A 14465-nucleotide genomic window follows, 5' to 3' on the forward strand; every position below is an offset into this window, starting at 1 on the left:
TCCGCGGCCCCCCTCCGCTGCCCGTCCGCCGTCCTCTCCGCCGTCCTCTCCGCCGGTCCAGACCCGGGACCTCCGCTGATCGGCCTCCGTCCGGACCGCCGATCGGCATCGACTTCTCCGGGACCTCGATGTCAGCATGTGCCCCATGACGAACATCCCCAAAGGCGCGAATACTCCTGTCCCGACCGCTCGGCTGCGGGTGGCCGTGGGTCACGCCCTGACGCCCTCGGCACCGGCCGTGGACGCGGTGGCGCTGCTGCTCGACGGGCGGGACAAGACGCGTCCGGGCCGTTCCGACGTGGTGTCCAGCCAGGGGACCCTGCACCCGTCGCGGGCCGTGGGGCATGTCGGCAGCACCACGGGCAACGGACAGTTCGCCGTATGGCTGGACGTAGATCTGCCGTCCGTGGAGGCCGAGATCCAGCGGGTGCTGATCATCGCGCTGTCCTCGGGCGCCGCGTTCGGGTCCGTGTCCGGTCTGTATGTGCAGGCGTCCGGGCTGGACGGGGTGCCGGTGGCCCAGTACGCGGTGACCGACGCGACGAACGAGACGGCGTTCGTGCTCGGGGAGTTCTACCGGCGCAACGGGGCGTGGAAGTTCCGGGCGATGGGGCAGGGGTACGCCTCCGGAATCCAGGGCGTCATCGCGGACTACGGCACGGTGGCCCAGCCCGGTCCGGCCGGACAGCAGGGCGGACAGCCCCCGTACGCGGGGCAGCACCAGCAGCCCCAGCCGGCGCATCCCCCGCAGCCGTCCGCGTACCAGCCCCCGGGCGTACAGCCGGGACACCAGCAGCCCGCGGGCCAGCCGTACGGCCCCGGCCCCGGCAGGACGTACGCACCGGGGCACGGCGTTGTCCATCCCCAGCCGCCCGCACCCCAGCCGGGGTACCAGCAACCGGGGTACCAGCAACCGGGAGGCGCTCCCGGTCATCAGCAGCCGGGGTACCAACAACCGGGATACCAGCAGCCCGCGCAGCCCTACCAGGCGCCCGCGCCCCACCCCGGTGCCGCGCCCCAGGCCCCGTATCAGCATCCGGCCCCCGGGCCCTCGGGGTACCCCTACCCGGCGCAGCCCGGAGCGGCCCACCCCCACCAGGCCGGGGCCCAGCCGCACCAGGCCGACGACCCGTTCTCCCGCTTCCCCGCCTTCCGGCCCCACACCATCCGCGGCCACCAGAACGGCAAGGCGGGCTTCGATGTGCCGATCCCGCCCGGTCCGGTGATCCTGGAGATGGCCCACCGCGGCGACGGCTGGATGTCCGTCTACCAGCTCAACCAGCGCCATGAGTCGGGGGTTCCGCTCGCCAACTCGATGGCGCCGGACTTCCACGGCCGCGCGCCCGCCATCGCGCCGGACGGCTATCCCCTGCGGCTGGAGATCCTGGCGGAAGACGACTGGATGTTCACCGTGCACCCGGTGTCGACGGCGCGCCGGATCGGTTCGGGAACGCTCCACGGCGAGTCCTACGAGGTGCTCGCGCACCACGGGCCCGACATCGACCTGGAGGTGGAGTTCCGGGGCTCGCAGCACGAGTCGTACGGCGACGGTTCCACCCTCACGCTCATCACGATGGGGATCGACGACATCTGGAACGAGGAGGCGGACTTCCACGACGTCACCCATCTGCTCACCTCGGCGGTCGCCCCGTTCCGCCAGACGGTGCACCTGAAGGGCGGCCCACGCCTGCTCGCCGTCCGAGCGGAGGGCCCCTGGGCTATCACACCCCGCCCCAGAATGTGAGTCACCCCGCGCCAGCCAGCCGATAAAGCGCACGGGTGCTCCCGTGATGTGGGGGTTCCCGCACGTCCCGCGGATGAACCGAAGAGACGCACGGGTCCCACCACAGGCCAGGGTTTCCCGGGCGTTCGCGAGTGAGCCGAAAAGGCACGTGCGTGCCGCCTCGGGGCCGCGGTCCCCGAGCCTTCCGCGAGTGAGCCGAAGAGGCGCGCGGGTGCCGCCACGGGCCGGGGTTCGCGCGCGTCCCACGAATGAGCCGAAAAGGCGCGCGGGTGCCGAAAGGGAGAACGCGCGGAGGCCGCGAGGAACGAGCGGTCGAGCACGATCGACCGTCGGCACACGCTAAGGCGCCTCGGAGGCGAACCGAGCGCTCAAAAAAGAGGCGAACCGAGCGCTCAGAAAAAGGCGCCCAACCCCCCCTACACCACGTACCCGTCCGCCACCCCCAGCGCCGCGTCCAGCGCCGCCAGGCCCTCCTTGGCCTCCGCCTCGCTGATGTTGCACGGCGGGACGACATGGGTGCGGTTCATGTTGACGAAGGGCCACAGGCCGTGGGCCTTGCAGGCCGCGGCGAAGGAGGCCATGGCCGCGTTCGCCTCGCCGGAGGCGTTGTACGGGACCAGGGGCTCGCGGGTCTCCCGGTCACGGACCAGGTCGAGCGCCCAGAAGACGCCCGTGCCCCGGACCTCGCCGACGCTCGGGTGCCGCTGTGCCAGCTCCCGCAGGCCGGGGCCGATGACCGTCTCGCCGATGGTGGCCGCGTGCTCGACGACCTGCTCCTCCTCCATGACCCGGATCGTGGCGACGGCCGCCGCGCACGCCAGCGGATGGCCGGAGTAGGTGAGTCCGCCGGGGTAGGGCCGGGTCTCGAAGGTCGCCGCGATCTCCGCGGAGATGGCGACACCGCCCAGCGGTACGTAACCGGAGTTGACGCCCTTGGCGAAGGTGATCAGATCGGGCACCACGCCGAAGTGCTCGGCGGCGAACCACTTTCCGGTGCGCCCGAAGCCGGCCATGACCTCGTCCAGGACGAACACGATCCCGTACCGGTCGCAGATCTCCCGTACGCCCGCGAGATAGCCGGGCGGCGGGACCATGATCCCGGCCGTGCCGGGGATGGTCTCCAGCACGATCGCGGCGATGGTCGCGGGGCCCTCGAAGGCGATGGTCTCCTCAAGGTGCCGGAGTGCGCGGGCGCCTTCCTCCTCCTCGGTGGCGGAGTAGAAGGGCGAGCGGTAGAGGAAGGGCGCCCAGAAGTGCACGACCCCGGCGGTACCGGTGTCGGAGGGCCAGCGGCGGGGGTCGCCGGTGACGTTGATCGCGGTCTGGGTGCCTCCGTGGTACGAGCGGTAGGCGGAGAGCACCTTGGGGCGGCCGGTGTGCAGCCGGGCCATCCGGATCGCGTTCTCGATGGCTTCGGCGCCGCCGTTGGTGAAGAAGATCTTGTCCAGGTCGCCGGGGGTGCGCTCGGCGATCAGCCGGGCCGCCTCGGAGCGCGCCTCGACGGCGAACGCGGGCGCGAAGGTGGTCAGCTTCCCGGCCTGCTCCTGGATCGCCGCGACGACCTTCGGGTGCTGGTAACCGATGTTGGTGTAGACGAGGCCGCTGGTGAAGTCGAGATAGCGCTTCCCGTCGTAGTCCCAGAAGTACGAGCCCTGGGCGCCGGCGACGGCGAGCGGGTCGATCAGGCCCTGGGCGGACCACGAGTGGAAGACGTGCGCACGGTCCGCGGCCTTCACGGCGGCGCCGGCCCGCGGGTTCGCGGGGTCAACAGCTTGAGGCGTCATGTGCTCCAGCGTATGGACCGCCGGGCGGGGTCCGACATCACCATCCTGTCTGCCCTGCGCGGGCTTCCTGCGGCGTTCTGTCCAGCCGAGGACAGTTGACAGCATTCTGTCGTCATGACAGTCTTCTGTCATAGCTATCTGAAGCCACCGAGGGAAAGCCGCGGAGGACACCATGGACACCACGACCACCGGTACGGCGGGCTCGACCGTTCATCTCGCCGTGTACGACACCTTCGCCGACTGGGAGACGGGCCACACCACCGCGCATCTCACCCAGCACGGCTTCACCGTCCGCACGGTCGGACCCACCACGGCACCGGTCACCACCATGGGCGGTGTGCGTATCCAGCCCGACCTGGCGCTCGCCGATCTCGACCCCGCGGACAGCGCGCTGTTGATCCTCACGGGCGCGAGCGCATGGGACACGGGCGACGCTCTCGCGCCGTTCGCGGCGAAGGCGCGGGCGTTCCTCGACGCGGGTGTCCCGGTCGCCGGGATCTGCGGGGCGACGGCGGGGCTGGCGCGCGAGGGCCTGCTCGACGACCGCGACCACACCAGCGCGGTCTCCTTCTATCTCGCCGCCACCGGCTACGGGGGCGGCGACCGCTACCGCGAGGCCGACGCGGTCACGGACGGCGATCTGATCACGGCAGGCCCGACCGAGCCGGTCGCCTTCGCCCGTGAGGTCTTCGCCCGGCTCGGTGTGTACGAGGGCGGGAAACTGGACGCCTGGTACCGCCTGTTCCACGACTCCGACGCCTCCGCGTTCGCGGTCCTCGAAGGCGGGGACGGGCCGGAGGGCACCGAAGGCACGGCGGCCCCGGAGAGCCCGGCGGACGGGAACACGGCGGGTCACAACGGGCCAGCGGGTCACGACGAATCGGCACGTCACAACGGATCGACGGGTCACGACGGGTCGGCCGTGGCATGAGCCGCGAGGAGCAGGACCTGCTCAGCCGTACGGCCCTCGGAGTCTTCCGGCTGAACGGCCAGTTCCTCGCCGTCTCCGAGGAACTGGCCGGACCCGCCGGTCTCACCGCCGCCTGGTGGCAGGTACTCGGAGCCGTACTGCGCACACCGCTGCCGGTGGCCGGGATCGCCCGGGAGATGGGCATCACCCGCCAGAGTGTGCAGCGGATCGCGGATCTGCTCGTGGAGCGCGGTCTCGCGGCGTACGAGCCCAATCCGGCCCACCGCAGGGCCAAGTTGCTCCGCCCCACCGACGAGGGCCGGGAGGCGATCTCCCGGATCGAGCCGGGGCACGCCGAGTTGGCGGCCCGACTGGCGGGAGTTCTCGGGCCGGAGGAGTTCGCGCGGACCGCGGAGGTGCTGGAGCGGCTGTCGAAGGCCCTGGACACGATCGCCGAGCCCTGAGGATGTTTCACGTGGAACCGAACGGGCCGACCGGCCGGCCTGAGAAGGGACCAGGACGGCCGGAATCGATCTGGGCCACGTGCGGCCCGGCTCCGGACCGACCCCCGACCCACTCCGGCGGGACCGGACCGACCTGGCCCCGGCCCGGTCCCGGGCCGGTCCGCCGGGCCCGCCCTGTCAGCCGTAGTCGAAACCTGACCGTATGTCATCGGACCGCTCCCGGCAGAAGCCCCCGGCGCCCGGCCCGGGGCACGGGGGGGACAACGGGTTGGCCTCGGGTTGCAGGGGGCCCGCGCGCGCGACCGGCCGCGCCGCCTATCCTCGATTCCGTCCGACACCATGGGGTGGTTCGGATGCGGGGTTCGGAGTTACAGGGTTTCGGGGGACATGCGGCCATGGATCAGCTGGTGCCGGGGGATCCACAGCACATAGGCGGGTACCGGCTGCTCGCCCGCCTCGGCGCGGGCGGCATGGGCCAGGTCTATCTCGCGCGCAGCGACCGGGGCCGCACGGTCGCCGTCAAGCTCGTACGGCAGGAACTCGCCGCGCAGGAGACCTTCCGTGAGCGCTTCCGGCAGGAGGTGCGTTCGGCCCGGCGGGTCGGCGGCCAGTGGACCGCGCCCGTCCTGGACGCCGACACCGAGGCGCCCGTGCCCTGGGTCGCGACCGGATACGTCGCCGGGCCCCCGCTCAACGAGGTGGTGTCCGGGGACCACGGGCCGCTGCCCGAGCGTTCGGTACGCATCCTCGGCGCCGGTCTCGCACACGCGCTCGCGTCGATTCACACCGCCGGGCTGATCCATCGCGACCTCAAGCCGTCCAACATCATGATCACCATCGACGGTCCGCGCGTCATCGACTTCGGTATCGCGCGCGCCCTGGAGACGGCCGCCGACGGCGGGCTCACCCGCACGGGCGCGCTCGTCGGCTCGCCCGGCTTCATGGCCCCCGAGCAGGTCCGCGGCGAACCGCTCACCCCGGCGGCCGACATCTTCTGTCTGGGCTCGGTCCTCATGTACGCGGCGACCGGGCGGCTCCCGTTCGGTACGGCCGAGAGCGCCGGACACGCGCTGATGTTCCGTATCGCCGAGGAGGAACCGGATCTGACGGGTCTTCCGATCGGCCTGTTCGACCTCGTACAGCACTGTCTGGACAAGTATCCGGGCCGGCGGCCGGGGCTGGAGGAGATCCTGGCGCGCACGGCGACGCAGCCGAGCCACGAGCCCTGGCTGCCGGGGGCGCTGATCGCCCAGCTGGGCCGCCACGCGGTCCAGTTGCTGGAGGTGGAGCACTCGGGTCCGGCCAGCGCTCCCGCACCACCCCCCTCGCCTCACGTACCGACGGCACCGGCCACGGCACCCGCGCACCACCTCGCCCCGGCCCGGGCCCCCGCTCCCGGCCCGCGCGGCAACGGCAGTCCGTCTCAGCCGCACCGGCCGGAGCCCGCCCCCTACAGCCCGCCGACCACCACCCGGTCACGGCGCGCACCCGCCGACCGGGGACGGACGGCCGCCCTCGTCGGGATCGGCGTCGCGGTGGCCGCCGTTTTCGCGGTGGCGGCGGTCCGCGCACTCGGCGACGACAAGAACGTGGCCGACGACCCCAAGCCGGGCCCGTCGACCTCGGCCGTCTCGGACACCACCTCCGGGACGGTCCCTCCCGCGGAAGGCCACGTGCCGGAGCACTACCTCGGCACGTGGCGGGCCACTTTCGAGACCGCCGACGGCAGCAATGAGCGGCTGATGACGATCATTCAGGGGCGCACGGACGACACGGTCATGACGCTGACCGGCAGCGGACCCACGTACGCGTGCAAGTGGTCGGCAAAGCTCCAGTCGTCCGGGGTGGAGCTCCAGCTGGGCCCGACCCGGGTCCTGTCCGGCGACCCTTCCAAGTGCTCGCCCGGCCAGTGGAGCCGCCTGGAGATGCCGGACAGCTCCACGATCGTGCGCGAACTGGTCGGCTCGTCCGGCGCCCCCCTCCGCTACACCAAACAGCGATAGGCCCGCCGGCGGCCCCGGGCACCGCCGCCTCAGACGTTGATCGCGTACACATACCGGTCGAGCGGATACTCGTTGAGCGACCAGATCCGGCCCGCTCCCCCGGTGTCCTGGTAGCTCACGTCCTCGGGGCCGACGGGCAGCCGCTGCCGGCTTGTGGCCACGGCGACGTGGCCGCGCGGACGGGCGGTCTTCAGATGGCCCCGGCCCGTGCCGCCGTTGCTCACGGACAGGTAGTACGTCCCGTCGGCGCTCACCGCGCCCTGGATCTGGTTGCCCCGGTCGATCTCCACCGCCGGGCGGGAGGTCAGCGATCCGAGAAGGCCGTACCGGCTCGCCGGGTTGAGGTTCCAGCGGACGACGTCCGTCCTGCGGCGGCGGTGGAACTCGCTCACCACCAGGGAGTGGGGTGTGGTCGTGCGGTCCAGTGCCACCTGCGAGAACTTCAGCCGGTTCCTGGGGCCGACCAGCCGGTAGATCCGGCTCTGCGGCAGTACATAGCCGTTGTTGAAGGCGTGGTACCGCCCGTCGGCCAGTCCGCAGAGGTCCGGGTCGAAGCCGGTGGCGCGGAACATCCGGTCGGTGTCGAAGACCCGCAGGGCCCGCAGACCGCTGTCGGCCACGTACAGCCGGTGCCTGTACCAGGCGATGCCCCCGGCGTGTATCTCCACGGGCTCGTAGGTGTACCGCGTCGAGGGGCCGACGCGCAGCGCGCGGGGCTCGACCAGCAGGACGTGGCGGTACCTCGGGGTGCTCCCGTTGGCGTCGACGAAGGTGACCTTGGAGCCCTGGTAGTAGTTGGCGCCCTTGCCGTACCAGGAGACGAGCAGGGTGTCGTCGCCCGTCGTCCCGGCGGCGTCATGGACACCGGTGATGCCCTGGGGATACCACAGGGTGTCCCCGACGTCCCGTTCGTCCCAGGTGAACGCCTTGGCCAGCCCCGTGGGCGCGTTGGGGAACCCCGTGGTGAACCGCCCGGCGCGGTCGAGGTCTCCCAGTACCTCCGTCGGCCCGGCGGGCGGCAGGCCCGCCGCACTCAGCCCACGGATCGCCGCGCGGAACGAGCCGCCCACACCCGAGGTGACCGGCCGCAGCACGAGCCGGGCTCCCGGCGCCGCCTCGGCCGTACCGGTGAACAGCCCGCCCGCCGCGGCGGCCAGCGGGGCAACGGCCAGTCCGCGCAGAAGGTTTCTCCTGGTGGTGCCCGTGCCACTGTCCGGGGTGACACCCGTGGTGCCGGCGTCCGTACCGCTGTCCGGGTCCGTCGTGATGTCCATGGGCGGGGACACTAGTTCCGGAAGTGCCCCTTCCGTCCGCATGACGCCTGTCCGGGACATGTCCCGGACAGCACCGGCCCCACCGGCGCCGGTGGCCCGGCCCCTGACCTCACCCCGCCGGTAGCCCGGCCCTCGAAGCCCGTATTCCGCAGCCGGGTCCGGAGCCGGAGGACCGAGGGCACAGAACAGAGACGGCAGGGCTCGGTCGGACCCGAAGACGCCGAAGGCCCAGAAGACCCCGAAGGGTTGACCTCAACAAAGCTTGAGGTTCTACGGTCCTCGCATGAGTATGGAGATGACCGGCTGGAGCCAGCTGCACACCATGAAAAACGCCGAGCAGGGGAATCGCCCCCTCGCCCGCGCCACCCTCCGGCGGATCATGGGCTTCGCACGGCCCCACCGCCGCCGTATCGTCCACTTCGTCCTTCTCAGCATCCTGGGCGCGCTGCTCGCGGTGGCCACCCCCGTGCTCGCGGGGCGGGTCGTCGACGCCATCGTGTCCGGCGACGCGGCGGGGACCGTCGTCCGGCTCGCTCTGCTGATCGCGCTGATCGCGGTCGTGGAAGCCGCGCTCGGCCTCCTCGAACGCCGGCTCTCCGCGACCCTCGGCGAGGATCTGATCCTCGATCTGCGGCGGGCGGTCTTCGACCATGTGCAGCGCATGCCGGTCGCCTTCTTCACCCGGACACGGACGGGCGCGCTCGTCAGCCGCCTCAACAACGATGTGATCGGCGCCCAGCACGCCTTCAGCAGCACGCTCTCCGGTGTCGTCAGCGATGCCGTCACCCTGGTGCTGACCCTCGTGGTGATGCTCACCCTGTCGTGGCAGATCACGCTGCTCGCGCTGGTCCTGCTGCCGGTGTTCGTCGTGCCCGCGCGGCGGATGGGCACCCGGATGGCACGGCTCCACCGGGAGGCCGCCGAGGTCAACGCGGCCATGGGGACCCGTATGACGGAGCGTTTCTCCGCGCCCGGGGCCACGCTGATCAAGCTGTTCGGACGACCCGGGGAGGAGTCCCGGGAGTTCGCGGCGCGGGCGGGCAGGGTCCGGGACATCGGGATCCGTACCGCGATGGCGCAGTACACCTTCATGACCGCGCTCACCCTGGTCTCGGCGCTCGCCCTCGCCCTGGTCTACGGCCTCGGCGGCTACTACGCCCTGCGCGGCACCCTGGAGCCCGGGGCGGTCGTGGCGCTGGCACTGCTGCTGACCCGGCTGTACGCGCCGCTCACCGCGCTCGCCGGGGCGCGTGTCGAGGTGATGAGCGCCCTCGTCAGCTTCGAGCGCGTCTTCGAGGTCCTCGACCTCAAGCCGCTCATCGACGAGAAGCCCGGCGCCCGGGAGGTGCCCGAGGGGCCCGTGGCCGTCGAGTTCGACGGCGTCCGCTTCGGCTACCCCTCCGCCGACAAGGTCTCCCTCGCCTCCCTGGAGGAGGTCGCCGCCCTGGACACCCGCGGTGGCGACGACGTCCTGCGCGGGATCTCGTTCCGCGCCGAGGCCGGGCAGACCGTCGCCCTCGTCGGCTCCTCCGGCGCGGGCAAGTCGACCATCGCCGCGCTGCTGCCCCGGCTGTACGACACGGACGAGGGCACGGTCCGCGTCGGCGGCGTCGACGTACGGGATCTGTCCGCCGGGTCTCTGCGGGCCACCCTCGGCATGGTCACCCAGGACGGGCACCTCTTCCACGAGTCCGTACGCGAAAACCTGCTCCTGGCCAGGCCGGAGGCCACGGAGGAGGAGCTGTGGGACGTCCTTGCCCGGGCCAGGCTCGACGTTCTGGTGCGGTCGCTGCCCGACGGGCTCGACACCGTCGTCGGTGAGCGCGGCTACCGGCTCTCGGGCGGTGAGCGCCAGCGCATGACCATCGCGCGGCTGCTCCTCGCCCGCCAGCGGGTCGTCATCCTCGACGAGGCGACCGCCCATCTCGACAACACCTCCGAGGCGGCCGTTCAGGAGGCACTCGCCGAGGCCCTGGAGGGCCGTACCGCCGTGGTGATCGCCCACCGGCTGTCCACCGTCCGCGCCGCCGATCTGATCCTCGTCGTCGAGGGCGGCCGGATCGTGGAACGCGGCACGCACGAACGGCTGCTGGCGAAGGGCGGGCGGTACGCGGAGCTGTACCGGACCCAGTTCGCGACACCGGACAGGGGTCCCGGGCCGGACGCCGACGGGACCGTGACCGGGACCGGACGGCCGGACACCGCCGGGACAGGACGGGCGGACTCCCGTCGTACGGACACCGGACGGGCGGACGCCGAGCGGACGGGTACGGACACCGGCCCGGCGGCCGGAGTGAAGGTCCCGGCATGAGCGCCCGTACGGGAACGGGCCCGGCCGGCGCCCCCGGCCGGTCGACGCGCGGGCGGTCGGACTGCCGGGAGCGGGGGCCTTCGCCACGGACCCGGCCTCCGGATACCCGCCGGGCACCCCCGACGTGCCCACCGCCGCGGCACCGGAGCCGCGCTGCACGACGCCTTCTCGCTCCTCGTCTTCGCCGCGCTCATGGCGGCCTGCCCCGTCGTCGCGCGGCGGTTCGCGCGAGAGGGCGAGCGAGGGCCGGGCGGCCGGCTCGGCCGTCGCGGGGACGTTCGTGCTGTCCGCCATGGGCTTCGACCAGCGGGGCGGACTCGCCGACACCGCCGGGCTCTTCCAGCGTGTATCGATCACGGCGGGGCGGGGCCGGCCAAGCCTGCTCGCGCTGGATCTGCTGTGCCGGGTCCCGTACACACGGGAGGGCGGGGGTTCACGGTGAACACCCCGCCCACCGCCGTACACGGCCGCGGCCCGGATCGCCGCCGGTCCACCGGGCCGCTCCGGCCGTCAGATCACCCGCGGCCTCCCGGGCCGCCGGGTCACCCGGACCGCCGGGCCGGTCAGAGGTCCTCGGCCACGGCGAGCCAGACGTCGTTGGCGGCCCCGGCGCCGGTGCAGGTGTACTGGATCAGATTGCGGCCCTGGCCGACGCCACCGGAGACGTTGAGGCACTTGTTGCTGGACCTGGCCACGATCTGGTAGCCGATGCCCTTGGGCACGAGCCGCCACTGCTCATTGGCCGCGGTGCCGCAGGTCCACTGGATGACCTGGGCGCCGTCCGCGCTGCCGCCGCCCTTGACGTTCAGGCACAGACCGCTGTCCACGGACCGGAAGCGGTAGTAGCCGCCACCGGTCGCCTCGGGCTCCCAGCGCTCGTTCGCCGTCCGGGAGAGTGGCCACTGGATGATCGCCGCGCCGTTCTGCTGGGACGCGCCCTTGACGTTCGCGACCTGACCCGGGTCGCTCGCCAGCCGGAGGGTGACCTGCTGGACGTCGACGGAAGCGGCGCGAGGCGCGGCGGCGGGCCCGGCCGCTCCGGCGCTCGCCGAGCCGGGGAGCCCCAGGGCGAGGGCGGCTCCGGCCGCGACCAGGACCGCGCTCGTCTTCAGTGCTGTACGCATGACCACTCCTGCTTCACTGTGGGTTACTGACGATCGCTATACGTAACCAACATCACGAGTGGTAGTCCTGCATTCTAACCAAAGGAGCAATAGGCGTATGGGCGGACAAACCTCTGCGAGTCCCCCGTACAGGGCCGGAAAGCACGGCGGGCACGGCGCCCGGTGACCGGGGAACCGTGCCTGCACACACCACCGCAGCCGCCGGTGGACGGCGGCCCCGGAACCACCGGGTGCCCGGGATCCGCCGACCGGGCCGGGCGGCGGAACGCCACGGCGGCACCGGACACCCGGGACACCTGACGGCACCGGACACCCTGACGGCACCGGACGCCGCACCGGGTCCGGACGGCCCGACGGAACCGGACGGTCTCGCGGAACCGGATGCTCCGACGGAACCGGACGGTCCCGGTCGCGCCGGGCCGGCCTCAGAGGAACGAGTTGATCTCGATCGTCTCCGTACGCCCCGGACCGACACCGATCGCCGAGATCGGCGCGCCCGACATCTCCTCCAGCGCCTTCACATACCCCTGCGCGTTCTTCGGCAGGTCGTCGAAGGTCTTCGCCTTGGTGATGTCCTCGGACCAGCCCGGCAGCATCTCGTAGACCGGCTTAGCGTGGTGGAAGTCCGTCTGCGAGTACGGCAGCTCCTCCACGCGCCTGCCGTCGATCTCGTACGCGACACAGACCGGGATCTGCTCCCAGCCGGTCAGCACGTCCAGCTTGGTGAGGAAGAAGTCGGTCAGACCGTTGACCCGGGTCGCGTACCGTGCGATCACCGCGTCGAACCAGCCGCAGCGGCGGTCCCGCCCGGTGGTCACACCCCGCTCGCCGCCGATGCGGCGCAGCGCCTCGCCGTCCTCGTCGAACAGCTCCGTCGGGAACGGGCCCGCGCCGACGCGGGTCGTGTACGCCTTGAGGATGCCGATGACCCGGGAGATCTTCGTCGGGCCCACGCCCGAGCCCGTGCACGCGCCGCCCGCCGTCGGGTTCGACGAGGTCACAAAGGGGTACGTGCCGTGGTCCACGTCGAGCAGCGTGCCCTGACCGCCCTCGAACAGGACGACCTTGCCCTGGTCGACGGCCTGGTTCAGGATCAGCGTGGTGTCGGCGACGTACGGCCTGATCTGCTCCGCGTACTGGAGCATCTCGTCGACGATCCGGACCGGCTCGATCGCCCGGCGGTTGAAGACCTTGGCGAGGAGCTGGTTCTTCGACTCCAGCGCGGCCTCGACCTTCTGCTCCAGGATCGACTCGTCGTAGAGGTCCTGGACGCGGATGCCCACCCGGTTGATCTTGTCGGCGTAGGTCGGTCCGATGCCACGGCCCGTCGTGCCGATCCGGCGCTTGCCGAGGAACCGTTCCGTCACCTTGTCGAGCGTGACGTTGTACGGGGTGATCAGATGAGCGTTTCCGCTGATCAACAGCTTGGAAGTGTCGACACCCCGGTCGTTGAGCCCGCTCAGCTCGGAGAGCAGGACGGCCGGGTCGACCACGACCCCGTTGCCGATGACCGGGGTGCACCCCGGTGAGAGGATCCCGGAGGGGAGGAGGTGCAGTGCGTACTTCTGGTCGCCGACGACGACCGTATGGCCGGCGTTGTTGCCGCCCTGGTAGCGCACCACATAGTCAACGGATCCACCGAGCAGGTCGGTGGCCTTTCCCTTGCCCTCGTCACCCCACTGAGCACCGAGCAGCACAAGTGCGGGCACAGGCGTACACCCCTTCCGGGCGGGGCATGTCCAAGGTCAGGGGGCCTCAGCCTGCCTGAGTTGCCTGAGTTCATTGGACCGGTTGCCCCGGAATAGACGAAGCCCCTGGCGCAATAGCGCAAGGGGCTCTTGCACAAAGATGCTACCCGAGGAAGGACCGAGGTGTCGGCTCACGACCAGCTGCTGGTGGTCATCGACCCGGTCGCCCGCCGAAGTGACGGCGAGTCCGTTCGGATCGCGAAAGATGTGCTGTGCGGCGGGTCGGAGGCGAAAATCTGCCTTCCGGAGGGCCCGGAGGAGTTCGCGCGGGCGCTCGCCCGCAGGGGTTCCCGGCGGCCGGTGGTCATCGGCGACGACCGCGCCCTGCTGCGCGCGGTGGCGCTTTTGCACCGGGACCGGTGGCTCGGGGACGGCGCGCTGTCCCATGTCCCGGTGGGCCCGGCCGTCGAGCTGGCGCACTCCCTCGGCGTGCCGCGCGGCGCGGTGGCCGCGGCACGGGCGGTGCTCGACGGGGTCGTCCGCCGGCTCGATCTGCTGGTCGACGAGAGCGACGGGGTCGTCGTGGGCGATGTCACCATTCCGGCGGGCCGGACACCGGGCGGGCAGGTGCCGGGCTCGCTCTGGTCGGTGTGCCGCACCCTCGTCCGCGGGCTGGTCAACCCGGCCCCGCCGCCGGTTTCCCGCCCGTACCGGCTGCGCGTCGAGGCGGACGGTGTCCTCCTCGCGGACCTGGACCAGGAGACCGTGGCCCTCACCGTCCGTACCGCCCACGGCCGCGCGGAGGTCACGGTCCAGCCCCGGCCCCCCGCCGAACCGGTCACCGCGAAGGCCCTGACGGTGACGGTCTCGGGCCCGGACTTCCGCTACCGCGCGGACACCCTGATCACGGGCCCGGTCCGCACCCGGACCTGGACCCTGCGGGCGGGTGCGTGGGGGCTGACGCTGCCGTAGGGCGGGGGCGTTTCCGTGGCTCGGCTCACCTCCGGGCCGCCTCGGCGGACGCCGACGGTCGATCATGCCCGGGCCCTCGCTCGCCGGGGCCTGCGCGTATCTCTTCCGGCACCCGCGCGCCCCTTCGGCTCACGCGCCCCACGGCGAGAGCGACGCGTGAATCCGCGTACGGACGTGACGAGGGTTCGGCG

General features: G+C 72.0%; 10 protein-coding genes and 1 pseudogene. 7 read left to right on the top strand and 4 right to left on the bottom strand.

Going from position 1 to position 14465, the window contains the following annotated elements; translation table 11 throughout:
• Positions 1–145: 145 nt before the first annotated feature.
• Positions 146–1744, top strand: a complete 1599-nt coding sequence (locus ACFYT4_RS05600; protein ID WP_389265545.1) for a TerD family protein — start codon at positions 146–148, stop codon at positions 1742–1744.
• Positions 1745–2160: 416 nt separating this feature from the next.
• On the opposite strand, the gene ACFYT4_RS05605 is transcribed toward ACFYT4_RS05600, so the two are convergent.
• Entirely contained in the window at positions 2161–3528 is a 1368-nt protein-coding gene (locus ACFYT4_RS05605; protein ID WP_389265546.1) for an aspartate aminotransferase family protein, read from the bottom strand.
• Positions 3529–3700: 172 nt separating this feature from the next.
• Here ACFYT4_RS05605 and ACFYT4_RS05610 point away from each other — a divergent pair.
• From ACFYT4_RS05610 to ACFYT4_RS05620, 3 genes and pseudogenes are all read left to right on the top strand, one after another.
• Positions 3701–4312, top strand: a pseudogene (locus ACFYT4_RS05610) (DJ-1/PfpI family protein); the annotation flags it as partial.
• A gap of 143 nt (positions 4313–4455) precedes the next feature.
• Positions 4456–4902: a MarR family winged helix-turn-helix transcriptional regulator gene (locus tag ACFYT4_RS05615; protein ID WP_389265549.1), complete on the top strand. Its 447-nt coding sequence runs from the start codon at positions 4456–4458 to the stop codon at positions 4900–4902.
• Between the two features lie 395 nt (positions 4903–5297).
• Positions 5298–6905, top strand: coding sequence for a serine/threonine-protein kinase (locus ACFYT4_RS05620; protein ID WP_389265551.1), 1608 nt, complete (start codon positions 5298–5300; stop codon positions 6903–6905).
• Positions 6906–6934: 29 nt separating this feature from the next.
• Here the strand turns inward: ACFYT4_RS05620 and ACFYT4_RS05625 are convergent, their stop codons facing one another.
• A complete protein-coding gene (locus tag ACFYT4_RS05625; RefSeq protein WP_389265553.1) occupies positions 6935–8179 on the bottom strand; it encodes a hypothetical protein in 1245 nt (414 codons plus the stop codon).
• Positions 8180–8468: 289 nt separating this feature from the next.
• Between ACFYT4_RS05625 and ACFYT4_RS05630 the strand changes: the two genes are divergently transcribed.
• Both ACFYT4_RS05630 and ACFYT4_RS05635 read left to right on the top strand, forming a co-directional pair.
• Positions 8469–10490: an ABC transporter ATP-binding protein gene (locus ACFYT4_RS05630; RefSeq protein WP_389265780.1), complete on the top strand. Its 2022-nt coding sequence runs from the start codon at positions 8469–8471 to the stop codon at positions 10488–10490.
• A gap of 280 nt (positions 10491–10770) precedes the next feature.
• On the top strand, positions 10771–10932 hold the full coding sequence (locus ACFYT4_RS05635; protein WP_389265555.1) for a hypothetical protein: 162 nt from the start codon (positions 10771–10773) through the stop codon (positions 10930–10932).
• Positions 10933–11053: 121 nt separating this feature from the next.
• Here the strand turns inward: ACFYT4_RS05635 and ACFYT4_RS05640 are convergent, their stop codons facing one another.
• Together ACFYT4_RS05640 and ACFYT4_RS05645 are read right to left on the bottom strand one after the other, a co-directional pair.
• A complete protein-coding gene (locus ACFYT4_RS05640; protein ID WP_389265557.1) occupies positions 11054–11614 on the bottom strand; it encodes an RICIN domain-containing protein in 561 nt (186 codons plus the stop codon).
• 425 nt (positions 11615–12039) lie between these two features.
• Positions 12040–13323, bottom strand: a complete 1284-nt coding sequence (locus tag ACFYT4_RS05645) for an adenylosuccinate synthase (RefSeq protein ID WP_389265559.1) — start codon at positions 13321–13323, stop codon at positions 12040–12042.
• 162 nt (positions 13324–13485) lie between these two features.
• Between ACFYT4_RS05645 and ACFYT4_RS05650 the strand changes: the two genes are divergently transcribed.
• A complete protein-coding gene (locus ACFYT4_RS05650) occupies positions 13486–14274 on the top strand; it encodes a diacylglycerol kinase (protein ID WP_389265561.1) in 789 nt (262 codons plus the stop codon).
• Positions 14275–14465: the final 191 nt, after the last annotated feature.

This window comes from Streptomyces sp. NPDC004609 (genome assembly GCF_042873655.1).
Taxonomy (GTDB): Bacteria; Actinomycetota; Actinomycetes; order Streptomycetales; family Streptomycetaceae; genus Streptomyces.

Excerpts from the sequence above, each read along its gene's own strand:
- ACFYT4_RS05605 (WP_389265546.1), bottom strand. The coding sequence starts at position 3,528 with ATGACGCCTCAAGCTGTTGACCCCGCGAACCCGCGGGCCGGCGCCGCC.
- ACFYT4_RS05640 (WP_389265557.1), bottom strand. The coding sequence starts at position 11,614 with ATGCGTACAGCACTGAAGACGAGCGCGGTCCTGGTCGCGGCCGGAGCC.
- ACFYT4_RS05620 (WP_389265551.1), top strand. The coding sequence starts at position 5,298 with ATGGATCAGCTGGTGCCGGGGGATCCACAGCACATAGGCGGGTACCGG.
- ACFYT4_RS05615 (WP_389265549.1), top strand. The coding sequence starts at position 4,456 with ATGAGCCGCGAGGAGCAGGACCTGCTCAGCCGTACGGCCCTCGGAGTC.
- ACFYT4_RS05625 (WP_389265553.1), bottom strand. The coding sequence starts at position 8,179 with ATGGACATCACGACGGACCCGGACAGCGGTACGGACGCCGGCACCACG.
- ACFYT4_RS05600 (WP_389265545.1), top strand. The coding sequence starts at position 146 with ATGACGAACATCCCCAAAGGCGCGAATACTCCTGTCCCGACCGCTCGG.
- ACFYT4_RS05630 (WP_389265780.1), top strand. The coding sequence starts at position 8,469 with ATGGAGATGACCGGCTGGAGCCAGCTGCACACCATGAAAAACGCCGAG.